At 62.7% G+C, this 20979-nt stretch carries 26 protein-coding genes; 11 read left to right on the top strand and 15 right to left on the bottom strand.

Annotation, left to right across the window (positions count from 1 at the left end; all coding sequences use genetic code 11):
* The first annotated feature begins 108 nt into the window (after window positions 1-108).
* From ACIPPQ_RS00130 to ACIPPQ_RS00110, 5 genes are all read left to right on the top strand, one after another.
* Complete coding sequence (locus tag ACIPPQ_RS00130; RefSeq protein WP_446542205.1) at window positions 109-675, top strand: LuxR C-terminal-related transcriptional regulator; 567 nt, start codon at window positions 109-111, stop codon at window positions 673-675.
* 60 nt (window positions 676-735) lie between these two features.
* Complete coding sequence (locus tag ACIPPQ_RS00125) at window positions 736-1065, top strand: hypothetical protein (RefSeq protein WP_446542204.1); 330 nt, start codon at window positions 736-738, stop codon at window positions 1063-1065.
* 31 nt (window positions 1066-1096) lie between these two features.
* On the top strand, window positions 1097-1582 hold the full coding sequence (locus tag ACIPPQ_RS00120) for a hypothetical protein (protein ID WP_446542203.1): 486 nt from the start codon (window positions 1097-1099) through the stop codon (window positions 1580-1582).
* Window positions 1583-1704: 122 nt separating this feature from the next.
* Window positions 1705-2517 (top strand): JAB domain-containing protein, encoded by an 813-nt coding sequence (locus ACIPPQ_RS00115; RefSeq protein ID WP_446542202.1) that lies wholly within the window; start codon window positions 1705-1707, stop codon window positions 2515-2517.
* An 86-nt stretch (window positions 2518-2603) separates the two neighbouring features.
* Window positions 2604-3878, top strand: a complete 1275-nt coding sequence (locus ACIPPQ_RS00110; RefSeq protein WP_446542201.1) for a hypothetical protein — start codon at window positions 2604-2606, stop codon at window positions 3876-3878.
* Here the strand turns inward: ACIPPQ_RS00110 and ACIPPQ_RS00105 are convergent, their stop codons facing one another.
* From ACIPPQ_RS00105 to ACIPPQ_RS00040, 14 genes are all read right to left on the bottom strand, one after another.
* Complete coding sequence (locus ACIPPQ_RS00105; protein ID WP_446542200.1) at window positions 3879-5111, bottom strand: hypothetical protein; 1233 nt, start codon at window positions 5109-5111, stop codon at window positions 3879-3881.
* 82 nt (window positions 5112-5193) lie between these two features.
* Window positions 5194-5619 carry a CopG family transcriptional regulator gene (locus ACIPPQ_RS00100; RefSeq protein WP_446542199.1) on the bottom strand — a complete coding sequence of 142 codons (426 nt, stop codon included), beginning with the start codon at window positions 5617-5619 and terminating at the stop codon, window positions 5194-5196.
* Window positions 5616-7601, bottom strand: coding sequence for a conjugal transfer protein TraG (locus ACIPPQ_RS00095; protein ID WP_446542198.1), 1986 nt, complete (start codon window positions 7599-7601; stop codon window positions 5616-5618). Before ACIPPQ_RS00095 ends, ACIPPQ_RS00100 begins: the two co-directional genes overlap by 4 nt.
* Before the next feature lie 16 nt (window positions 7602-7617).
* Window positions 7618-9363 (bottom strand): relaxase/mobilization nuclease domain-containing protein, encoded by a 1746-nt coding sequence (locus ACIPPQ_RS00090; RefSeq protein ID WP_446542197.1) that lies wholly within the window; start codon window positions 9361-9363, stop codon window positions 7618-7620.
* Between the two features lie 223 nt (window positions 9364-9586).
* Window positions 9587-10324, bottom strand: a complete 738-nt coding sequence (locus ACIPPQ_RS00085; RefSeq protein ID WP_446542196.1) for a lytic transglycosylase domain-containing protein — start codon at window positions 10322-10324, stop codon at window positions 9587-9589.
* Between the two features lie 3 nt (window positions 10325-10327).
* Window positions 10328-10657, bottom strand: a complete 330-nt coding sequence (locus ACIPPQ_RS00080) for a DUF736 domain-containing protein (RefSeq protein ID WP_446542195.1) — start codon at window positions 10655-10657, stop codon at window positions 10328-10330.
* A gap of 10 nt (window positions 10658-10667) precedes the next feature.
* A complete protein-coding gene (locus ACIPPQ_RS00075) occupies window positions 10668-11243 on the bottom strand; it encodes a S26 family signal peptidase (protein ID WP_446542194.1) in 576 nt (191 codons plus the stop codon).
* A complete protein-coding gene (locus tag ACIPPQ_RS00070; protein WP_446542193.1) occupies window positions 11240-11767 on the bottom strand; it encodes a DUF2840 domain-containing protein in 528 nt (175 codons plus the stop codon). The genes ACIPPQ_RS00075 and ACIPPQ_RS00070 overlap by 4 nt, the downstream gene beginning before the upstream one ends.
* The gene (locus ACIPPQ_RS00065; RefSeq protein WP_105999327.1) at window positions 11767-12018 is read right to left on the bottom strand and encodes a helix-turn-helix transcriptional regulator; all 252 of its coding nucleotides are present in this window, start codon (window positions 12016-12018) and stop codon (window positions 11767-11769) included. The genes ACIPPQ_RS00070 and ACIPPQ_RS00065 overlap by 1 nt, the downstream gene beginning before the upstream one ends.
* A 119-nt stretch (window positions 12019-12137) precedes the next feature.
* Window positions 12138-12605 (bottom strand): DUF2285 domain-containing protein, encoded by a 468-nt coding sequence (locus tag ACIPPQ_RS00060; RefSeq protein ID WP_446542192.1) that lies wholly within the window; start codon window positions 12603-12605, stop codon window positions 12138-12140.
* Window positions 12606-12708: 103 nt separating this feature from the next.
* Window positions 12709-12906 (bottom strand): transcriptional regulator domain-containing protein, encoded by a 198-nt coding sequence (locus ACIPPQ_RS00055; protein ID WP_294029121.1) that lies wholly within the window; start codon window positions 12904-12906, stop codon window positions 12709-12711.
* Window positions 12907-13092: 186 nt separating this feature from the next.
* Window positions 13093-13410, bottom strand: a complete 318-nt coding sequence (locus ACIPPQ_RS00050) for a DUF736 domain-containing protein (protein WP_294029120.1) — start codon at window positions 13408-13410, stop codon at window positions 13093-13095.
* A gap of 294 nt (window positions 13411-13704) precedes the next feature.
* Window positions 13705-14163 carry a hypothetical protein gene (locus ACIPPQ_RS00045; protein WP_446543084.1) on the bottom strand — a complete coding sequence of 153 codons (459 nt, stop codon included), beginning with the start codon at window positions 14161-14163 and terminating at the stop codon, window positions 13705-13707.
* Window positions 14164-14295: 132 nt separating this feature from the next.
* Window positions 14296-14460, bottom strand: coding sequence for a hypothetical protein (locus tag ACIPPQ_RS00040; RefSeq protein WP_192878823.1), 165 nt, complete (start codon window positions 14458-14460; stop codon window positions 14296-14298).
* Between the two features lie 267 nt (window positions 14461-14727).
* Between ACIPPQ_RS00040 and ACIPPQ_RS00035 the strand changes: the two genes are divergently transcribed.
* The gene (locus tag ACIPPQ_RS00035) at window positions 14728-15342 is read left to right on the top strand and encodes a hypothetical protein (RefSeq protein WP_446542191.1); all 615 of its coding nucleotides are present in this window, start codon (window positions 14728-14730) and stop codon (window positions 15340-15342) included.
* Window positions 15343-15362: 20 nt separating this feature from the next.
* Here ACIPPQ_RS00035 and ACIPPQ_RS00030 read toward each other — a convergent pair whose 3' ends face one another.
* Window positions 15363-15680, bottom strand: a complete 318-nt coding sequence (locus ACIPPQ_RS00030) for a DUF736 domain-containing protein (protein ID WP_446542190.1) — start codon at window positions 15678-15680, stop codon at window positions 15363-15365.
* Window positions 15681-16028: 348 nt separating this feature from the next.
* On the opposite strand from ACIPPQ_RS00030, the gene ACIPPQ_RS00025 reads away from it, so the two are divergent.
* The 5 genes from ACIPPQ_RS00025 to ACIPPQ_RS00005 form a co-directional block, all read left to right on the top strand.
* Window positions 16029-16895 carry a hypothetical protein gene (locus tag ACIPPQ_RS00025; protein ID WP_446542189.1) on the top strand — a complete coding sequence of 289 codons (867 nt, stop codon included), beginning with the start codon at window positions 16029-16031 and terminating at the stop codon, window positions 16893-16895.
* A 7-nt stretch (window positions 16896-16902) separates the two neighbouring features.
* Window positions 16903-18300 carry an AlbA family DNA-binding domain-containing protein gene (locus tag ACIPPQ_RS00020; protein ID WP_446542188.1) on the top strand — a complete coding sequence of 466 codons (1398 nt, stop codon included), beginning with the start codon at window positions 16903-16905 and terminating at the stop codon, window positions 18298-18300.
* 11 nt (window positions 18301-18311) lie between these two features.
* The gene (locus ACIPPQ_RS00015) at window positions 18312-18830 is read left to right on the top strand and encodes a hypothetical protein (RefSeq protein ID WP_446542187.1); all 519 of its coding nucleotides are present in this window, start codon (window positions 18312-18314) and stop codon (window positions 18828-18830) included.
* A 112-nt stretch (window positions 18831-18942) separates the two neighbouring features.
* Window positions 18943-20457, top strand: coding sequence for an IS21 family transposase (gene istA, locus ACIPPQ_RS00010; protein ID WP_446542186.1), 1515 nt, complete (start codon window positions 18943-18945; stop codon window positions 20455-20457).
* A partial coding sequence (locus tag ACIPPQ_RS00005) for an ATP-binding protein (protein ID WP_127690534.1) occupies window positions 20444-20979 on the top strand: 536 nt, incomplete at its 3' end. The genes istA and ACIPPQ_RS00005, both read left to right, overlap by 14 nt.

Raw genomic sequence — 20979 nt, 5'->3', positions numbered from 1 at the left:
CAGAAAAGTCGGGAGTTCAACAAGCTTTTCGCGCCGTCGTACAATGGGATAAAAAGACAGGGAGTGGCGTAGTCGCCGCGCAGGTGACGTCGGGCAAGCAACCGCGAAGTGGAACCGGTAGCTTGTGCTGCGCGCGATTTTGACAACAGTGTAACAATGACTGATTCGGGGTCGCACCCATCTGACGAGGCGGCGCGCTGGGCGCGCCTGACCGACAAGCAGCGCGCTTGTCTCGATTTGCTGCTCGAGCGGCAAACATCGAAGCAGATCGCGCGGCGTCTCGACATTTCCAAGCAGGCCGTCGATCTCAGGCTGACCGCGGCGCGCGATATCCTGGGAGCCTCGGGCCGCGACGAGACCGCTATCATCTACGCGCGCCTCAAACAGACCTATGATCGGATACTATGTGATCCGATCATACTTCCCCAACCGCCCCGGCTGGTGCCATCCAACTTTCCAGACGGGCGTTCGGCCGACGACCCGGGACTGCTAGCCAGCCTCGGGACCGACGCCGAACGATCGGGCAGCAGCCCGCCGTCCGGGACTATCTGGAGGCGCGATTACAAAGCAACAAAGAGGATGGCGATTGTGGCAGCGATATTGCTGTTCCTGCTTCTCATCATCCTTGCAGGTCTCGCCATCGGGCAGACGCTGACGCGGCTGCTCTCCAGCTAATCCCTTCACCCTTTGTGCTCATTGAACCGAGACGCATCGCGTCTTCGGAAAGGAGAAGTTATGACCCAGCCGATCAACCTGAATGCAGCGCGACTCCAGAAGGCGGTGCCCGCCGCCGAAACCCAGATCGACGACGCTTTGATCGCCGTGTCGTCGCTGATGGCGACCGTGGTCACGGCGCGCCGTGATACGATTGGCGTCCCTGCTGCCAGAGGTCATGCGACGATCCAGCGGCTGGCCAAGGCGCAAGTGGCCCTCGTCGGCGTCAGTGGCGACATATTGCGCGTTCATGGGGAGCTTGCCGAAATCGGCCGCGAGACGGCGGGGCTCGATCTCCATGAGTGCCCGGAGTTTGCGCCCAATTCTGCGGCACTTGCCGCTGCTCTTTGACGAGATTGACCAGGAGCCATCGGCATGGTCTGTGATCACGATGCTGCGGATCGCTTTCTTCGTGACAATCCTGCTGGTGGCCCTTGCCTATGCGATGCGCAAAGGCGGGGGACCCGAACGGGCGATGGCGGGCGTGCTGCTCGCCATGCTTCTGACGGACCAAGCGCTGCACTTGTTCGTTCCAGTGCAATATCTCGCAGTGGACACCGGGCACCTGCTGATCGATCTCGCCGCGGCGGCAGCGACGCTGGCCATCGCGCTGATGGCGAATCGCTTCTGGCCGATGATCGCGGCGGCGCTGCAATTCCTGCCCCTCATCGCGCATTCGACACGCGCGATCGAGATGGACCTGCACTCGGCAGCCTATCTGACGATGCAGGTTGCCGGCTCCTGGCCTCTGGCGCCGCTCCTCGTCGTGGCAACCTGGCGGCATCAACGACGGCTAAAACGGAACGGCAGCGATCCGTCCTGGGTGCCTTTATCTCGGCGATCGACCCCGACGGCAGCGAAGCGATAGCGTCCGCGCTGCTGGCCGAGTTTCGCAGTCTCGGCAATATCTGGTCGCAGCCGCCCGAAGCGCTTGCCCGGGTTCTCGGGGCAAATTCGAACGCGGCGCTCCTGTTGATCCGAGCGCATAATATGTTCCTCGAAGCGATGCGGGGTGAACTGGAAGCGGTGGCGATCGATCCGCTGGACCCCAACCTGCGCCGCTATCTCATTGCATCGATGGGATCGCTCAAGGATGAGAGACTTCGGATCCTTTTCCTCGACGCACGCCATCGGCTGATCGCCGACGAATGCCTCCAAGATGGAACGCTGGCCCACCTGGCCGTTTACCCCCGCACGATCTTCCGCCGGGCGCTCGAGCTCAACGCCGCGGGCATCATCCTCATCCACAATCATCCGAGCGGCGATCCGACCCCGAGCAAGGAGGACGAGCAAGCGACGCAGCACATCGACGCGATTGCGCGTTCGCTCGACATCAATCTCGTCGACCATATTGTCGTCGGTGCATGCCACACGCGTCACATCACCAGCCGCGACCAGATCGCCCGCCAGCGATCGCGAACAGCCCGCGTCACGCTCAAGTCGCCGATTCAGGAAACCAATGATGGTAGCGGCGTCGCGCTGGAGAATGCGCGAGCGACGCTTCGCCGCCGATTACTGCGCCGCCAGCTCATCGGGGCGGAGGAATTGTTCGGCGAACCCGCTTGGGAGATGCTCATCGATCTCTTCATCCATGAGGGAGAGGGAAAGCCGTTATCCACCAGTGACCTCTGCGTGACCTCGACAATTCCGATGAGCAGCGCCCTCCGCCTCGTCCAGAAGCTATGCGACGCGGGCCTTGTCGACCGGACGCCTGATCTAATGGATGCCCGCCGCAGCTTCGTCCGGCTGCGACCTGACACCGCGCATCGCCTACGCGCCTATTTCTCGGATAAACCCGAATAATTGCTCGCGATGCTACGATTAGAGATTAGACCTCGGCGGCCGTAGCCATATGAAGACAGGCGATCGTGTCGCCGGGAAGGTTCGTTATGCCAATAGCCCGCCGAAAGCTTGTACCCGACCGCGCGTTGGTCGCGCTGTTGCGGGACTTCGAGGATCATACCGAACTCTCCGAACAGGGGCTCAGCTATACGAGGCACGACTTCCAGGAGCTTTATGAGATTCTCCCCGATGCCTTTTCGGTAGCGCCTTCGATCAGTCGGTCGGAAGCAGTCCAATTGTTCAGAAAGGCGTTAATTCGATGCCGCCGTGCCGGACCACTCACAGCTGATGCCTTGATCGAGCACGCCAGCGCGATCCATCGCGTCGCCTTGGCCGTTCCCCGACGCAAATTCACAATGTGGACCAAGTTCCGAGCGCAGAACATGTCGCATACGCCCGGATTCCGGCTCGAGTGGGATGGCGTCAGCATCCGGAGTACCGCGAACCTCCCGCCTTGGCTCCGGGTTGAAGAGTATCTTCTGAGCGGCGTCGGCAGGATTTACCCGAGGAGGCCCGAGCAGTTCGGCCACATCATCCTCTCCTGTGACGAGCGCGAAGAACAGCGGGCTGTCGACCGGATGATGGACGCCCTTCAACTCGTACTCGGGCTTGCCAATCTCTATGAGACGTGGGGTCGCTATCATGAATGGGGCGGGAGAAACTGGACCGAGGGCGGATTGTGGCTGGGCCCGAACCAGTTTCTGTTCGAGCGTCGATCTTTCCGGGGCGAAGATCGGATCTGGTACAATACAGACTATGACGAGGAGAGCTGGAAGACGCACCCGCTCAGAATGTCACGGGTTCTTGAAATAATCCCCTATGTGCGCCGCGCCTTGGCCGCGCTTGCAAACCATCCTTTTCGTGACGTCCTCGTTCGCGCGACGATGCTGTTGCAGGACGGCTTCGCCTCGCGTGACAGCAGTCACCGACTCCTCCGCTACTGGTCCGCGCTGGAGCAGCTCTATGTCGAGGCTGATGCGAAGGGGGGATCGAACGAAAAGGTGCTCGACCGAGCCCTGTTCGCTGAAGGCAATCCGACATTGTCGAGGTGGAAGCTCGAACATATCGCGAGGCTTCGGAATGACTATGTTCATGCCGGTGGCGCCGGCGATGATCTCCACCACCAATGTCAGTTTCTGCGGATGCTGCTTTCGCGTCACATCAATCACTGGATATTCGAAGGACAGGACCTCGCCAATCACAGCGCACTGCTGTCCTACATCAAGCTATCGGGAAATCGAAATCAACTCGAAGAGCAGCGCAGGCTTATCGACAGACGAATTGCGTTCATCGACAGCGCTCTTCCACCTGCCTCTGATTGATCAGACTGCCCGCTTGGGCCTGACGGGAGGCTGTAGCTGCCAATCATATCGGAGCTCGCCGAACACCGAAGTAGACACCACCTCGGGAAAGAGGATCCCGTAAATCTTGCGCTTGTTGTCCCAGCCGGGCTGCGAGTCTTCCATGATCAGTCCGAGGGTATTGCAGTTGGCAGGGGTCAGATGATCCATGATTTCGATGATGAAGGCATGCATCGCGAGATAATCATCGACCACGCCCTGGGGATTATATTGGTCGATCAGCCGTAGCCAAAGCTGGCGAATTCGGTCGCCTCCCGATTTGTAGAGCGGGCGCTTACCATGAAAATAGACCACTTCCAGCGCGTCGCGAACAGGGTCCACATTGCCGTGCAGGAGGTCATTCCTCCGGTTCACCACGGACCAGTATCGACCGAAGACAGGATTGTTCTGCTCGATCGGCCGTGCAAACCCGCGGCAATTGTCCGCCAGGCGCTCGAGCTTCTGATTGAGAGGGAGCCGGACAAATGCCGTGAAGGCCGCTTGGTCGCGCTTGATCTCCGGCCGAATGAAACCGGCGACGATTAAGCCGATGAAGGATTCGAACATGACAGGTATCAGGACCGAAAGCTCGGTCGGCGCCGTGGTGATTGCGGCCATCAATTTGCCATGGGATTTGTTGTTCTTTTCCCGGGCCAGATTCTGGGTGGCGAGATTGTCTGCCACAATCTTCTTTTGGATCTTCGGCAGGGCATCACATATCGTCTCATAGAGCTCGGCGCAGCGGTTCGCGATGGCGAGATACTGGTTCGGGAAGATGTTCCATTTTTCGAGCGAGGACGCGAACCGCCCCTTTTCTTGGCTGACTCGGCCGAAATCGGCGCGCATGTTCGCGATGAAAGTCAGGCAATCGGCATCGGCGAATCTGCCTTCGAACCAGACATGCACTTCTTCGGTCGCACCGATGAACTGAAGCATCGCGTCGCCAGCCTTGAGATAATAATCCCAGTGGAAGAGATTGTCGGAATCGTCTCGCGCCAGGAAAGTCTGAAGACCGTTCGGCGCACCAAATCGCGCGTGGAGATAGGTATAGGCATCAAAGGGCGAAATCGTCTTTTGAAGCACAAGGACAGGCCTGTTGCCGCCCTTGCGACCACCGCGCTTCTTCGCGCCCTTTTTTAATCCCAGCTCATCCAGATAGGCGCTCGTCTCTTCTGGGGTAAACGCGCGCCAGGTGGTCGGATCAAGGTAGGACATGGGTCAAACTGGCAGAAATCGCGGCAACTGGAAATGACAGGCTGCCATAGCGCGTCCCGTGCATGGACAGTGCCCGCGTGATTCAGTTAGAAAAGCTGTTGCCTACGTCTCTAGACAGTTCTTCGGCGAGTTTCGGGCCAGCCTCCATGCGACGGCTTAGCGACTCCACAAAACCTTCCCACCGCTTGCGCCCCGTCGCCTGCGCCGCGGGCAGAGCCGTATCCGGAAGTGGCGTCGTGCTCGTCAGCCAGAAACGGACAAAAAGCGCGAAGGCTTCGTTGGACAGGTCCAGATTCCATTCGAGCCGTTCAAGCCCGCGCGCCAATTTGTCGATCCGTTTGGTGAGCGCCGCCTCCAATCGTTCCTCATGATCGGCCGAGAGCAGCGACGCGAGCGCCGCCTCGACAATTTCGGTGCGCGTCACGCGGCGTTGCCGCGACCTTTCGGCAACAAGTCGGACCAGCTCGGCATCGAGGCGGTAGGTCTGTTTGATGCTGGCCTTGGTCACAGGTCGATCCCGTCATCCGGATCGAGCGAGGCCGAGCGGGCGTTTCGCGCCATGCGGCGTTCGGCGGCCTGACGAAGGCGGGCAGCGTCGCCCTGGCTATCGACCTCGCCAAAATCAAATTCGCTCGTGGGCGCCGGTGGAACTGGCGCGATATCTTCGTGGAGCGGCAGTTCGGGTTCCTGCCGGATGCCGGCATTCTCTGTGTCGCTCGCTTCGCTTTCCTCCTCATCGGCCTTCGCCTCCTTGGGAGGAGGCCTCTGCGGCGCCGGCAAGTGCGACCAATCATCGGTGCGTGGCTTCGGCGATCCGCCGACGGACTGCGGCGGTAGGACCCGAGCCATCAATCGGCGATCAAGATAATAGCGTGCCTTGCGCGCGCGGATCGGTGCGACGCCAGCCGCCATGACGATCTCTTCGTCGGGCGGGAGCTGCATCACCTCGCCGGGTGTCAGCAACGCGCGCGCCGTTTCGGTTCGCGAGATCATGAGATGACCGAGCCATGGCGAGAGGCGGTGGCCAGCATAGTTTTTCATCGCGCGCATTTCGGTGGCGGTGCCTAGCGCGTCCGAGATTCGCTTGGCCGTCCGCTCATCATTGGTCGCGAAACTTACTCTGACATGACAATTATCGAGGATCGCATTGTTGAGACCATAGGCTTTCTCGATCTGGTTGAGCGACTGCGCGATCAGGAAGGCCTTGATCCCGTACCCCGCCATGAAGGCGAGCGCGCTTTCAAAAAAGTCGAGGCGCCCGAGCGCAGGAAATTCGTCGAGCATCAGAAGCAACCGCCGCGATCGATCGCGCGGCCCGAGTTCCTCGGTAAGCCGGCGCCCGATCTGGTTGAGGATGAGGCGGATGAGCGGCTTCGTCCGGCTGATATCGCCGGGCGGCACGACCAGATAGAGCGACACGGGCTCCGGACCTGCCAAAAGATCAGCGATCCGCCATTCGGACGATCCGGTGACCGCCGCGATCACCGGATCGCGGTAGAGGCCGAGGAAGGACATGGCGGTCGACAGGACACCCGAGCGTTCATTCTCGCTCTTGTTGAGCAGTTCCTGCGCCGCCGCGGCGACGACCGGGTGCGGCCGGTCGCCAAGATGGCGGGTCGCCTTCATCCGGTGGAGCGTCGCGGCAATCGGCCGGCGCGGATCGGACAGAAAGGCCGCGACCCCGGCGAGGCTCTTGTCGGGTTCGGCGTAAAGAACATGGAGGATCGCGCCAACGAGCAGTGCGTGGCTTGTTTTTTCCCAGTGATTTCGTTTTTCGAGGCTGCCTTCCGGATCGACCAGCACATCGGCGACATTCTGTACGTCGCGCACTTCCCATTCGCCGCGCCGGACTTCGAGCAACGGATTATAGGCGGCCGAGGCGCGGTTGGTGGGATCGAAGAGCAGCACGCGGCCATGCTGTGCGCGAAAGCCCGCGGTCAGCTGCCAATTCTCACCCTTGATGTCGTGAACGATGCAGCTCCCCGGCCAGGTGAGCAATGTCGGGACGACGAGCCCGACACCCTTGCCCGATCTTGTGGGCGCGAAGCAGAGAATATGTTCGGCGCCATCGTGGCGGAGATAGGCGCTGCCCATGCGACCGAGAATGACGCCATCGGACCCGAGCATGCCGGCCTTGCGGATTTCGCGCTCGCTCGCCCATCGCGCCGAGCCATAGGTTTCGGCGCGCCGCCGCTCGCGGGCGCGCCAGACCGACATGGCAATCGCGACGACGATCGAGAGGAAACCTCCCGATGCGGCAATGCCGGCGCCCTTGAGGAAGATGGCCGGCGCATAGGCGTCGAAGGCAAACCACCACCAGAAGAAGGCGGGCGGCGGATAGACCGGGTAGCCATCGATCCGGAACCAGGGCGCGCCAAGTTCGGGCTGAAATCCCAGCGAGGCGGCGGTCCACTGCGTCGCGGTCCAGATCGCGGTGGTGACGATCGCCCCGACCGCGGCGATCTGGCCCCAGAGGATACGATCGTTCATTGCAGCATTCCTTTCATTAAATACCAATCCCGCGACCACGCCCGAGCGACCAGTCGATCGAGCCGCCCGAAGCCATCGTGCCGGCGACATGCTGTCCGAGGTGGCGATCGAGCGCGGGGCGCCATGGAACGAGCTGGAAGCCAAGCCCGTCGTCGATCATCGCGAAGCGCCCCGACGCGAGCGACACGCGCTCGCGGTAGATGCCGCTGACATGTTCGCCATTCGCCGAAGGCTGATGCGCGAGGCCTGTTCGTGCGGCGATGGCGGATTGCGCCGCATCGAGGTCGCGCTGCTTCAAAGTGTCGATGAGACCGCTCGCCATGACGAGCCTCTGGCCTTGCCGCCGGGCGAGGCCTTCGCCTTCAAGGAAAGTTGCGCGCGCGGCCATCGCATCACGCACCGCGAGCCCAAATCCCGATCCCGCGAGGGCGGTATCGCGCGCGACGAGCTGGCGGTCGAGCCAGGTCGCACCATTCGCTCCGATCTGCTCGCCAAGCGGGAGATCGGATCGCACCGCGAGCGACAGCCGTGAAGTGCCGCCGCGCCCTTCCCAGCTCCGCAATTCGACGATCGCGCCCGACTTCGCATCGCCGGTCCATTCGATGTCGTCGAAGCGGATATGATGGGTGCGGCCATCAACACCGTCGACGATCGCGAAGGCGCTGCCGTCGATCTCGTCGTCGAGGCCGCGCGCGACGAGGCGACCGACGATCGGATCGGGCGGCGTCTCCCGGTGCAGCGCAAGCGCGGACGTATCGAAGGCCATCCCGCTCCGCTGCATCGCGCGGTGCATCGTCTTGATGATGTCGCCGCGTTCGGCGAGATCGCGCAGCGCGCGTTCGGCGCCCGGGTCGACCATCCATATGGCGGGGCCAAGACACTCGGCCAGACCGAGCCGCTCGAGCGTCGCCGCGCGACCGCGCAGCATTCGGTCCGATGCCTGATCGCCGTCAGGTGCGGGGCGGAGATCGAGAAGCCCGCCGCTCTCGGCGGTCGCGCGTTCGATCTGCCGGTCGAGGCTGGTCCAGCGCTCGGCATCGACTTCGCGTTCGATCGCCTGGGTCATTTCGCGCTCGCTTCTCAGGCCCAGCTCGAGTGTCACGCGCTCCTCGGCGCGGAAGCGGATGCCCTCGCTCACATAGGCGCGATCGATGACAAGATCGGTCCCGTCATCGGCGACGCCGCGAACCAGGATGTGGATGTGCGGATTGTCGGTATTCCAATGATCGATCGCGACCCAATCGAGTCCGGTCCCGAGGTCGCGCGACATGTCCTTCATAAGGTCGCGGGTGAAGCCGCGTAGATCGTCCATCGCACCAGCGTCTTCGGGGCTGACGATGAAGCGGAAATGGTGCCGGTCGCCGTCACAGCGCGCGGCGAAGGCGCTGCGGTCTGCTGCGTCGCCTTCGGCGTCGAACAGCGAGGCCTCGCGCCCGTCGCGCGCGACGCCGTCGCGTTCGAGATAGGATATATGTTTGGCGAGCGGCGCGGCGCGATAACGCATGCCCTTGTGCCGCACGACGCGCGCCTTGACGACGACGCGGCGGCCATTCGCCCGAAAACGCGCCACCGCTACGGCGCGCCGGCCGCGTCCGAGGCGCTGCGTGCCGCCACGGCCACCCTTGCGCAAAGGCGTGAGCCCCTGCCGCGCGGCGGCGCGGCGAACCTGCGCCGCGAGCCGCTGCCCCTTGCCGCCCGACCCCCGGCCCGCGTCGCGCCCTCTTCCCGGCCGAATCCGAAAATCGCTGTCGCCGGAGCTCATTGGGCGGCTGCCAGACGGCAAGTCTTTGCCCCATATGGATTTTCGGAGGAGATGTATGGCAGGGACGCGCCAGAGCCATATGGGATTATCGCATCAAACCAACCACCTACGTGCCGGAAGCTGGCACGTCTTTTATCTCGCCCTCTCAGATTTCCCCTCCAGCCATCCAAAACCGCCCCAAACAGGCAGACGATCACTGCGCCCGGACAGATCGCGACCCCCGTCATTCGGCTCGCCCAGACAGCGAAACGAACAACGGATTCGACGGAGCAACGGGCATGGTCCGTACGGGCGACGAGGCGGCTTTGTCGCCCAACGTCGGTGCAGCGGCCGTGCGCGTTTCGGCCGTGTCGGTGAGCTGTGGACTCGCGGCGAACAACGATGCGTTGCGCCAGCCGGGCGCAGCGAGGGCTGGAGCGCGGACGTACGAAGGCCCGTCCGAGGCGCCGAGTTCGGGCGCAATCTGGCGGACATAGGCAAGCGTTTCGGCGGGCAGGCCGCGCCGCCCCGCCGCATAGGCATCGGCGCGTCCCGGCCCGGCATTATAGGCTGCCAGCATTAGCCGCACATCGCGATAGCGGTCCCACATGGCGCGCAGATAGGCCGCGCCAGCGAGTATGTTCGCGCGCACATCGAACGGATCGTTGCCGAGGCGATGGCGTGCCGACAGCATTGCCCAGGTTGGCGGCATGATCTGCATCAGCCCCATCGCGCCGGCACGCGAGACCGCGCGTTGATTGCCGCGACTTTCGGCGTGCATGACGCGCCATATCCAGCGCTCCGGAATGCCGAAGCGCTGCGATGCTTCGGCGACCGGCGCTGCATAAGGGTGGCTGGTTTCCGCTGTCGCCGCTGTCGCGGCGGTGCAGCTCGTGGGCGCGCTGAGCGCTGCCAGCAGCGCACCGCATGAACACGCCCAGTGGAGCATGAAGCCGGTACGAGCGCGAAGAGTGCGCGCCACGGCTCAGCCCTTCTCGCTCGCGTCGGCGCGAGACCAGAAGAGCAAATGCGGGCCGTCAAGCTGACGCGAATCGAACAGATTGGCGCTGATCGGTGCGGCGAACAGTGGATCGTCGATCTGCAACGCGAGATAGATTCCGCGCGATCCGCAGCGCGTCCAGCCCGCTCCGATCTCGATGCCGGCCTCGGCGTCGCCGAGATAAACGCGCCACGTCGGCGCGTCCTCGGTCTCCGATATCTGCGCGCGCGCGATGTTGATCTCCGCATCAAAAGCGAGCGTGCGGATGTGGCCGGCGTAGCCATCGTCTTGCCGACGGAATGTTCCGATAATCATGCGTGATCTCCTATTCAGCTTGGGATGAAGTCTGGTTCGGGGAGGGCCGGTGGCCGCTAAGCGGCTCGCCGGAAGCCGGGCGGGTCATGATGGGGTGTGCGACGCCGATCAGCCCGGCGGAGGGCAGCGGTCCGAAATATCGCCCGTCGAGACTGTCCGGCGCGGCGTTGAGGAGGAAGAGCTCGCCCGGGCCAACGATCCGGCAGCCGAACCAAAGCGGCAGCGCCCGGCCCAGGCGATCGCGCGCCATGGCGCGCGCAGCGGCAAGCCCATCGATCGTTATGAAGACACCCGAGCGGCAAATGCGCGCACCGGGAAGCGCGGCAACGCGCTTCAGAAGCGGCACGCCAGCAGGGAGATAGTGGCGCTCGGCAAGCCAGCCGCCAAGCGGCGCGGGCGGCCGGATCGCGACCAGATCGCCCGCTCTCGGAGTCGCACCCGGGTCGATCCGATAAAGACCGATCGGCGCACTCGCGCTGGCGTTCCACAGCAGGCGCGGCGCCGGCGCCAGCCAGGCGTCAGCGACAAAGAGAGTGCCAAAGAGCGACGCGGCTGCGACGGTCGCACGGAGATAGCGGCGGTTCATGCCTCGAGCGCCCGGCGGCGAAGCCATGCCGTATGGCGATCGGTCCCATAGGGACGGAACGGCATGCCCGCCGCGATGCGGTTGCCGACATGGCGCCAATGATCGGGCGCCGCATCGCAGGCGTCGATGCCGGTCGCCTCGACCGCATCGATCGCTTGCAGGACCTGTTGAACCTTGGGCCAACCGTCGATGCGGAGCAGGAGATCGGCGCCGGGGCGAACGAATGGCAGCGTCGAATAGGACGACCCCGTCGCAACCGCGGATGCGATCACAATGCTTGAATGCACCGTGCCATAGTCGTTCGACGTCCAGCGAACGAAGGCAAAGGTCGCGCCGGGACGGAAGGCGACCCGCTTGGTGCTGCGGCTCAAAATGCGCTCGGCGGCGATGCGGCCGAAGCGAATCCACTGCTCGAGGCGCCCGTCGATCCAGGTCAGTTCGACCTCGGTCAGGCTGACCTGCGGCGCACCCAGCGGCGGCGCAGCGCAGCCAGCCGTCCCGCTCGAAGCCTGTCCGCTGCGCATCAGCGCTGCACCGGGCGTGCGGGAAGGATGGTGCCTTTGCCCGGATCGGAGGTCGAATGACGCCGGCCGATTTCGGCCCAGGCGTTCAGATCCTCCATCGCATAAACGATGCGGCCACCGAGCTTGCGATAGACCGGGCCGGTTCCGTAACAGCGATGCTTTTCGAGCGTGCGGGCCGACAAGCCGAGATGGACGGCGGCGTCGGGTGTTTTCAGAAATCGTGGGACAATGGGGGCGGCGAAATCGCTCATCGAGGGTCTCCTGATGCCGCGCCGGACACCCGGGAGGGGGGCGGCGGGCAGGCGGCGACCATCGGAAATCGGGACGCGATTCAGGAACGGACAAAGTGACGCGCTGCGGAATGTCCCGATCAGCCGCCCGCGAGCAGGGTGAGATAGCCGCCATCGCGCATCGCGATCGCGCTACGCTGCCAGCGCGCGAGGCGGCGGCGCTCGCTCGACGCATCCCACTCGGCAGCGGTATAGGAGCCGGCGTCGGGCAGGATGAGGGTCGCGGCGAGGTCGCGCGGGGCTATGTTTTCGTCGAGCGCGTCGAGCAAACGCAACCACTGCACCAGCCGCCAGCGCTCGGTGGGACCGGGCTGACCCGGCGGGACCGAAGCGGAGCACGCCATGATCCATCCGTGGAGTGCCCCGGTCGCAGCCTGGCGTTCAGCGATATGATCGTCGGCCGGCACGACATAGGCGAGCGCCTCATTGTGCAGGCAATCGGCGATCCAGAGCCGGTAGCGGCGGCCGCCGATGGCGAGCACGAGATGCCATTCACGGTATGCGAGCCATTCGGCGGCAATGCCGCCCGAAGCAGCGACGTCGGACAAGGCGGGTCCCGGGAAACCGGACGGGGCGGGCGCCGCTATGGTGATCGACGGACAGAGTTCGGGGCGCCAAAGGGCGGGCGCCTGCTCGGCCCGGGTATCGGGATCAAAGGCGAAAGACCAACCCCCAGTGGCGGGCGAGCCTGCGAAGCGCGGTCCGCGACCGCCCGGGCGCGGAGCCGGCACGATAAGCGGCGCGATAGCGCGGATTGCGGCGCAGGAATTCCTGCGCGAAGTCCGCGCGATCATATCGTTCAAATATCTTCAGAAAATCTGGCGACCGCCAGTCGACTATGGGCTGCATGCGCACCTCCCGAAGCTAAGCGAGTGCAAAGCAAAGACAATCTGCCGATGCCCGCAGCGACCCCGCTTCTGGTTATCGGCGCAAAAGCACCGACACTTAACCCATCGCTTCCCGATTTCGCCGGGAAAAGGCCCCAAATTGAGACTATCGCCGCTCGGCGGGTGCCGGGCGGCGATGGCCTGCGGATCAGTTGCCGCGCCGGGTCGGACGGCTCCACACCAGGTCATGCGCTTCACCTTCGCCCGCGAAGAGCTGCGCGAAGATCGGACCGGAGAAGGTCGGGTCGTCGAGCTTGACCGAGAGATAGGGACGGTCGTCCTGGGTGGTCTTCGGCCAGGCGGCGCCAACTTCGGCTTCGCCGATGAGGACGCGGTGGCTCGGCGCGTTGCCGCTGGCATTGGCATCGGGGACGATGCGAACCTTCTTCGCCTGCACCGAGAGGGTGACGATCTCGCCCTGATATTCGCCGGAGGCGGCCTTCGTGAAGCTGCCGATCTTGGTCATGATGCTATCCTTTCCTTGCTCTCGGCCGCACCAGCGCGGCCTCGATGCGCATCGGTGGGCAGCAAGGGGACGGCGCCGCAGCCCAAAGGGCCCGCAGCAAAGCGAAGGACGGCGCGACCCGGCTTTCTTGGCTCGCGAGGAACGGCGGCACGCCGGGGGAAGAAAGTCGAAGGCGCGCCGTTGCGGCAAGCTGGCCCAGCGTCAGCGGCTTGCTGCCAGATCGCGCATGTCGAGAGGCCGTGCTGGTGCCCGGAAGAAAGGATAGGGTTGCCGGGACGGGAAGGAAAATGAAGCCTAGGCCTGCGGCGTCGCAGGGTTGAGTTCCTTTGATTGCGGGTCCGGTGCCGAGAGTCCCGATGCCGGCGCAGCGCCCGCGAGACTGCGCCATGCGGCGGAGGCAGTGGCAAGACCGGCGAAGATGGCCAGGCAATTTGTCCAGATGCCGTCATCGATCATCAGCCCGAGCAGCCCCGTCATCGCCTGATATCCCGCAAAGCCCGCGGGCACGGCGAACAATAGGGCGACAAGGAATCGGAGGAGGGGAGACCTGACCGACACCAAGACCGCCTGACCCGTCAGATAGACGATCAGGCCGGTGGTGAAGGCGGCCAGCAGCATGGCGGCGGATCCATAGCCTTGCGTGTGCAGAATGAGGCCGGCGCCGACCGCGGAATAGACCGGCAGCGCAAAGGCCGCGAGCCGGAACAGAAGCCAGATGAGATAGAGGGCAGCCACGCCGCCGAGGATGATCATCAAGGTCACAAGCGTCCTCCCGTCGGACGCGCTCGCCACCTCCACCACAGCGCATTCTGCTCTTCGATTATAGCAGGCACGCCCCGAAGGCGGAACCGCAACTGGAACCACCTTGGGGGTTTTTCGCCGATGTCAGCGAGCGAAGGGATCATATTCGCAGACGATGCAGCTGGGATCGCCGTCGAATTCATCGAGCGGCATCACCGAATATCCTTGGGCGGTTTCGATCAGGACGATGATGGTCATCATCGTGCGGGCGAGGTTCCAGCCGAGCGATTGGGCGGTGGAAAGCGGCATATCGAGGCTCCTGTCCGGGAGCGGGTCCATTCCCGCTCGACAGTCGCCCCGCTGGACGGGGCCGGGCCGCAATCACCGCAGCGCAGCGAAGGCCCAAGCGCAGCGCAGGGACCCCTTGCGGGTTGATTGAAGGAGGCCCGGCCTCGGCCAAGGGTTTAGCGGCAATCGAGAGCGGGATGGGGCCGCTATGATGGGTGCAGGAATCTTGCAGCCTCGGCCTGCCAGTGCGACATCCCTCACTTGCAACTATCATGGAGCGGATAGGAAATGGGCGAGGCGAAACGGCGAAAGAAATTGTTGCGCGAAAGGCTTCTCGAACAGATCGAAGGCTGGACGTGTCCGCCATCGCCTTGGGAGCGGGCCCTCGTGATGGAGGTTGCGGCTCTCCCCGCCTTTCGGGCGCGCCGGATGCCAGCAAAAGACCTCGAATGGATGAGAATGCCGGCCAACCACTGTCATGCGAATGCGCGGTGGTATGAAGCGAACGACTGGACGCATCAGTCGAAGGCCGTCGTCGGCTGGTGGATCCAGGGGGCGGACCTCATCCTTCACAGCGTTCTCACCAATGGGCATGAATATATGTGCATCACGCCGTCATCGCTCGGCGAGACTGAGATCATTTTCATCCCGGATCCCAAGATCGAGTGGATCGAGAGCGATGAACAGCTTGCCGCGAAGCGGAACGGGCAAATCATCGGCCTTGGAATTCGTCGCTATCCCGAGCTGACGATCGCGATGCACGAGACCATGCGGGTGAGACTGGAACAAGGGATGGACCCCGACCGCGCATCCGAATTCAGCCATGAGGAACGCGAAGATATGATGCGCACCTATCTTTCGCCCAAGGAATTCGACGCGATGGGGAAGTTTGGCTCCGCCTGACGGCGGAGCCAAATGTTCGATCAGCTCGGAGCGTTCCAGATCAACACCTTCTTCATGGGGTCGTCGCCCGGCGCATTCGCAACATTGCAGAAGATCTGACCGAGCTCGGGGGCCGAGAGCGATACCGAGATATATTCGGCGCCGGCCTGTGAGGTCTTCACCCAGCCGGCGCCGAGCTCGAAACCATTCTTGCGGCTGATGACGCGGTAGTCAGGTTCGCTGTCCTTCGTCTTGCGGCCGTTCGGTACGATTGCGATCGGAGCAGTGACCATGAGGGTTGCGAGGTTGCCTTCGAGGCTTCCGTCGTCCTTGACAGTGAGATTTGCGATGCTTGCCATTTAAAGTCTCCTTGGTTGCTCGGGACCTTTCCCGATGACGCCAGAAGGAGGGGCCGTGAGCCGCCGTCACCGAGCGGAACGCGAGGGCGAACCCCCGCGGGGGTTGACGGCATTAGGCGAACCGAGGCCCGCAATTAGGCGGCCAATGAGGGAGAGGTTACGCGCGCAGGAGGCTCGGGCTGACCGCGAGTGGCCGGGCCCCTGGAAGCCTTGGCGTCACCTGAAGAAATCCTCGCCCGCTTCAAGCGGTGAAGGCCGACGACGATGTCAACTAGACCCTACGCCAAGCCGCTGAATCGATCTTCGCTATGCGAGCGATCTGGATTTGAAATGTGCTATCGGACGACCATGGCGACGACATACACACGGATCGAGCAAGAAGCCATCGTGCTGGGCGCGGTGATGGGAATGATCGATGAAATGGTCAATCATGCGATTTTCTGCCCTCTCGGGGAACAGCGAAGTGATACCAACCTGCTTCCCAAAACGTCCGAAACTTTACGACAGTTCAGCACATTGCTCCGCGATTTCTTGTCGCCTGTCACGGCCCGGGGGAAGGACGCTCTTCCCTTCGGCCTCGACAGACCAGAGGATGGTAACAAGGCAACTGAGTTCACCACTCTCTTCTACCTGCGGCAGATTTGCGGATCTCCACTAATCGGAACCGAGATCGCCCCGTTGGAATCGGTCGTTCGCGACTTCGCGGACTGGCTTGAGGAGATTGCGTTCATACCGCGCGTATGGCTTTCGAATATCGAGGTGGAGGTAGATCTCAGGATTAAGCGAATCGATTTCATCCGGATGAGCGGTGATATCGGAAAGCACAATTTCCTGCGCCTCCGCGGTCAGGCAAACCGGTTGTGCGCCATCTTGTTAGAGAACGGAATCACGATCGACGAAAGTGACGCCTATCTCGCGCTGCCCGATTGCTGGGACTGGTTTCACACCCATCTGCTCGCATTCCATGCCAGCAATATCGCCGAGTATCTCAATAATATTCGCTATGCCATAAGAGCCTATATCGAACCCGTAGCGAAGGCGCGGTATCGGATTACCGATTCCGTCGAAGGTTTAGACCTTTATACGTTCGAACGGCCGGACCAGATAATGAACAAGTTTGCCTGGGCCCAATATTTCGAATTGCTGCAAGGGTCACTTCGAGAGCCATATTTCCCGCAGTTCAGCGTGTCCCGCTCGTTCAAGAGCCAGTTTTGAGAGCAGCATGGCCGATCAAAAACGTCTGAAAACATTGAGCGTCATATCGCGCCAGTTCCTCGCGTCTGGCGAAGGTCAGCTTGTAGATTTCAAGCGCGCGCCTGATGGCATCAGTGCCGAGGATCTCGTCTCATTCGCCAACGCGGCGGAGGGTGGCACTATATTGGCTGGTGTCGGCGAACAAAGTGTCGCCGGCGCGCAGGTTGGAGTCGTACTTGGCTGCGACATTGGCGACAGCATGATGCTGCAGATTCTCAATAAGGCTATCAGCTGCCTGCCGCCCGTTTCAGTCGACATCATCATCGAGAATTTGAACGACAAGCCTATCTTGCGCATTTCAGTGCCTTCGAGCTCAACGAAACCGCATTGCACCCCCAAGGGAATTTACTGCCGGCGCGACGGATCGCGCAATCGGGCGCTTCATCCCGGCGAACTTCTCGAAATATTCCTCGAATCCGAAGCGCGGGTCTTCGCCGAGCGGTTCGAAACGGCTGCCGCCAGCATTTCGGAGGAACTCGAGAGTCTCGAAGATTCTCTTTCCGCTACGATCAGGAGCATGAGCAACGAGCTCGGCTGGGCGCAGTCCAATCTCGACGATACTTCGAGCACCATCGACACGATTCTCGCTTATACGAAGCGGGTCGATGACGAGACTATCGATATCGGTGATCGTTTACGCGCGATATTCCGCCAGGACACGCGCGAAGACCCCGTTCGCGATCGGGAGCTGAAGAAGCTCACGGAAAACCTGATCGAGCAGATCAGCGAGGACAAAGACATCCTCAAGGCCGTCCTAGCCAAGCAAAAGCTGTCCTACACGATGCGGGGAAAGCCGGCGCGTGAGCTTACTGTCGAAGATGGTCAGGCTGCCCTCGCTGAGGCTTCGAGGATCATATGTGATCGGGAAGATCGCAAGAATTACAAGGCGAAGTGGGTGGCGCCGGCGGATTGTTCACCAGAAATGCTCGATGCGATCGCCGCGGCGGTTGCCGGTGATCATGATCCCGCGCGGATTCGGAAAGAGTTGGCCGGTGCATTTCGCGTCGGCTATTCCATCTATAGGGGTAAGGTTGTCGCCGTGGCTGGGCTAGGTAAGCCGCGAGCCGCGTGGCGAGCGCGATTGTTCAAGCGAATGGGCGCATCCGCCGATCCCAAGGCGTTCAGGGTTCGCGTCGACTGGCTCTATTTGCACAAAGATCACCGAAGGAAGGGCCAGTTGACCAGGCTTTTCACGAAGCTGCGGACTTTGGTGAAGGGCCAGTCGCTTTTTGCGGTAACTCGCCGTGAAGATGAGTTGGCGCACGAGTTGCTGACGCATCTGAAGTTCAAACCCGCAAGTCTATCAGGGGCGGCAGCGGAGAGCGCCGAGGCCTCCGAAATATTGTATGTCCTCACCGGCGCGTAGGAAATGCGTCGATGAGTCAGTCGAACGTATGCAAGCACGGCGCCATTGCCTGTCTCAACCAGCATGAATTGATCCGCAAATATCGGTGCACCGATTGCGGGGAGGTCATGATGTGCAGTTGCGACGAGGCATTTGGGCGACGCTTTCTCGCTCACCAGCTTGTCGAAGGCCGCGAACTTGACACCCAGTTACGGGTGCCCGTGACGATCGCGTTTCAGCCCAATGTCTGCAACGGCTGCCGGGGCCTAGCGCTTGAACCCGCGCCCGCGGCTGCGATTCCGGGTCGGACCAGTAAGATCAAGCGCTTTTATTGGCGGGAATTGTTCCTTCGAGAAACCGAGGCCGTGGCTGATTGGGACGCGGGTCATCCGGATGCTCCGGACGAGGATGTCCGCTCGGCGCATAAGCGCATCGAGCGCGAGGTACTCGACGAGATCAAACAACTGCATGCCGCAGCGCCGCTTTACGATATGACCGAGCCCTCGCAGGCAGACATCCTCGATCGATGTCAGGTTGATGTCGAATCATGAGGATCAGCGTGCAATAGGCACCCCCTTCGTGGGGTGATCGGCGTGCAAAAAGGACCCCTTCATCCCGGGGATTTAGTCGGCCGACTGGTTTTGATCAGTTGGCGAGAACGGGATGTTGATCGTGGAGACAGTGGTTCGGATTCGGCGTGAGCATGCAGCGGGTAAGGCGATCAAGGCGATCGCTCGTGACCTTCGTTTGTCGCGGAAGGTCGTCCGCAAGGCGATCCGGTCGCCGGAGGCGGCGTTCAACTATCAGCGCAAAGTCCAGCCGCTGCCGCGGATCGGTCCTTATCAGGATCGTCTCGATGCGCTGCTCGAGGAGAACGAGGGCAGCGGCCGCCGTGATCGGCTGCGGATGACGCGTATCCATGATCTGTTGGTGCGCGAGGGGTTCGAAGGGTCTTATGATGCGGTGCGCCGCTATGCGGCGCGCTGGCGTGCTGCGCGGCGGAAGGATGCGGGCGAAGGCGCACCGGCGTTCATCCCGATGACCTTCCAGCCCGGCGAGGCCTACCAGTTCGACTGGAGCCACGAGGATGTGGAGATCGCCGGCAAGCCGATGCGGGTGAAGGTGGCGCATGTCCGCCTCTGCGCCTCGCGCGCACCTTATGTCCGGGCTTATCCGCGCGAGGGCCAGGAGATGCTGTTCGATGCCCATGCCCGGGCGTTCGCTTTCTTCGGCGGTGTGCCGCGACGCGGCATCTACGATAATATGAAGACGGCGGTGACGGCCGTGTTCACCGGCAAGGAGCGTGTGTTCAACCGCCGCTTCCTGATCATGACCGATCATTACATGGTCGAGCCGACCGCCTGCTCGCCGGCGGCGGGATGGGAGAAGGGCCAGGTCGAGCAGCAGGTCCAGACGATCCGAGGCCGCTTCTTCCAGCCGCGACTCCGGTTCGCCAGCCTGGCCGAGCTCAACGGGTGGCTGGAGGCCGAGTGCCGGCGCTGGGCCGAGCATCATGCCCATCCCGAACGCGGGGATATCACCGTCGCCGAGGCGCTGGATATGGAGCGACCGGCCCTGCAGCCGATCCTGGCACCGTTCGACGGCTTCCATGAGAGCGAGCATGCCGTCACCGGCACCTGCCTCATCAGCTTCGATCGCAACCGCTACTCGGTCATGTCGACGGCCGCACGCCGGACCGTTCAGGTGCGCTCCTATGCCGATCGCATCGTCATACGCTGCGGCGATGCGATCGTCGGGGAGCATGAGCGCCACTTCGGTCGGAACCGCACGATATACGATCCCTGGCATTATCTGCCGGTCCTCGCGCACAAGCCCGGCGCGCTGCGTAACGGCGCACCGTTCCAGGACTGGGATCTGCCGCCCGCCCTGCACCGATTACGGCGAAGGCTCGGCACCGGGGACGAGGCCGATCGCAGGTTCGTGCGGGTCCTCTCGGCGGTGCTCACCGATGGCCTGGAGCCGGTAGAGGCTGCCGTGCGCGAAGCGTTGGCGAACGGAACGGCCAGCGACGAGCTGATCCTCAACATCCTCTCCCGGCGCCGCGAGCCGGCGACACCCCACAGCATCGTCACTTCGGAAGACCGGATGCTGCAGCATCCTCCGCTCGCCGACTGTGCCCGCTATGATCTGCTGCGAGGCTATGATGCAGCGGCATGATATGATCGACACGATGCGCGGCCTCGGACTCAAGGGCATGGCGGCGGCGTTCGACGAGGCGGTCACCACCGGCCTCCAGCGCAAGCGCACCACCATGGAGATACTGACCGATCTGCTCCGCGCCGAGGCGACCCATCGGGATGCAGCCTCCATCCGCTATCGGATGACGGCTGCGAGGCTGCCCGTGGTGAAGGACCTGGAGCGGTTCAGCTTCGAGGGCACGCCGATCAATGAGGAGATGATCCGGTCCCTTCATGACGGCTCCTTCCTCCCGCCTCGCCGCAATATCGTGCTGGTCGGCGGCACGGGGACAGGCAAAACCCACCTCGCCATCGCGATCACCGCCAATGTCGTGCGAAGGGGCGCTCGCGCCCGCTACTTCAACACCGTCGATCTGGTGACACGCCTCGAAGAGGAGACCCGGATCGGCAAAGGCGGGACCCTGGCGGCGCAGCTGTCGCGGCTCGATCTGATCGTGCTCGACGAGCTTGGATATCTGCCGTTCGCACGCTCGGGAGGGCA

This window comes from Sphingopyxis sp. LARHCG72 (assembly GCF_052871675.1).
The sequence above is the reverse complement of the archived record's forward strand: the minus strand, read 5'-3'. Positions and strand labels throughout refer to the sequence as shown.

Coding starts and splice junctions, on each gene's coding strand:
- ACIPPQ_RS00125 (WP_446542204.1), top strand. CDS start 736: ATGACCCAGCCGATCAACCTGAATGCAGCGCGACTCCAGAAGGCGGTG.
- ACIPPQ_RS00115 (WP_446542202.1), top strand. CDS start 1,705: ATGTTCCTCGAAGCGATGCGGGGTGAACTGGAAGCGGTGGCGATCGAT.
- ACIPPQ_RS00110 (WP_446542201.1), top strand. CDS start 2,604: ATGCCAATAGCCCGCCGAAAGCTTGTACCCGACCGCGCGTTGGTCGCG.
- ACIPPQ_RS00105 (WP_446542200.1), bottom strand. CDS start 5,111: ATGTCCTACCTTGATCCGACCACCTGGCGCGCGTTTACCCCAGAAGAG.
- ACIPPQ_RS00095 (WP_446542198.1), bottom strand. CDS start 7,601: ATGAACGATCGTATCCTCTGGGGCCAGATCGCCGCGGTCGGGGCGATC.
- ACIPPQ_RS00090 (WP_446542197.1), bottom strand. CDS start 9,363: ATGAGCTCCGGCGACAGCGATTTTCGGATTCGGCCGGGAAGAGGGCGC.
- ACIPPQ_RS00080 (WP_446542195.1), bottom strand. CDS start 10,657: ATGATTATCGGAACATTCCGTCGGCAAGACGATGGCTACGCCGGCCAC.
- ACIPPQ_RS00075 (WP_446542194.1), bottom strand. CDS start 11,243: ATGAACCGCCGCTATCTCCGTGCGACCGTCGCAGCCGCGTCGCTCTTT.
- ACIPPQ_RS00070 (WP_446542193.1), bottom strand. CDS start 11,767: ATGCGCAGCGGACAGGCTTCGAGCGGGACGGCTGGCTGCGCTGCGCCG.
- ACIPPQ_RS00065 (WP_105999327.1), bottom strand. CDS start 12,018: ATGAGCGATTTCGCCGCCCCCATTGTCCCACGATTTCTGAAAACACCC.
- ACIPPQ_RS00055 (WP_294029121.1), bottom strand. CDS start 12,906: ATGCAGCCCATAGTCGACTGGCGGTCGCCAGATTTTCTGAAGATATTT.
- ACIPPQ_RS00050 (WP_294029120.1), bottom strand. CDS start 13,410: ATGACCAAGATCGGCAGCTTCACGAAGGCCGCCTCCGGCGAATATCAG.
- ACIPPQ_RS00045 (WP_446543084.1), bottom strand. CDS start 14,163: ATGATCATCCTCGGCGGCGTGGCTGCCCTCTATCTCATCTGGCTTCTG.
- ACIPPQ_RS00040 (WP_192878823.1), bottom strand. CDS start 14,460: ATGCCGCTTTCCACCGCCCAATCGCTCGGCTGGAACCTCGCCCGCACG.
- ACIPPQ_RS00035 (WP_446542191.1), top strand. CDS start 14,728: ATGGGCGAGGCGAAACGGCGAAAGAAATTGTTGCGCGAAAGGCTTCTC.
- ACIPPQ_RS00030 (WP_446542190.1), bottom strand. CDS start 15,680: ATGGCAAGCATCGCAAATCTCACTGTCAAGGACGACGGAAGCCTCGAA.
- ACIPPQ_RS00025 (WP_446542189.1), top strand. CDS start 16,029: ATGGCGACGACATACACACGGATCGAGCAAGAAGCCATCGTGCTGGGC.
- ACIPPQ_RS00020 (WP_446542188.1), top strand. CDS start 16,903: ATGGCCGATCAAAAACGTCTGAAAACATTGAGCGTCATATCGCGCCAG.
- ACIPPQ_RS00015 (WP_446542187.1), top strand. CDS start 18,312: ATGAGTCAGTCGAACGTATGCAAGCACGGCGCCATTGCCTGTCTCAAC.
- istA (WP_446542186.1), top strand. CDS start 18,943: ATGTTGATCGTGGAGACAGTGGTTCGGATTCGGCGTGAGCATGCAGCG.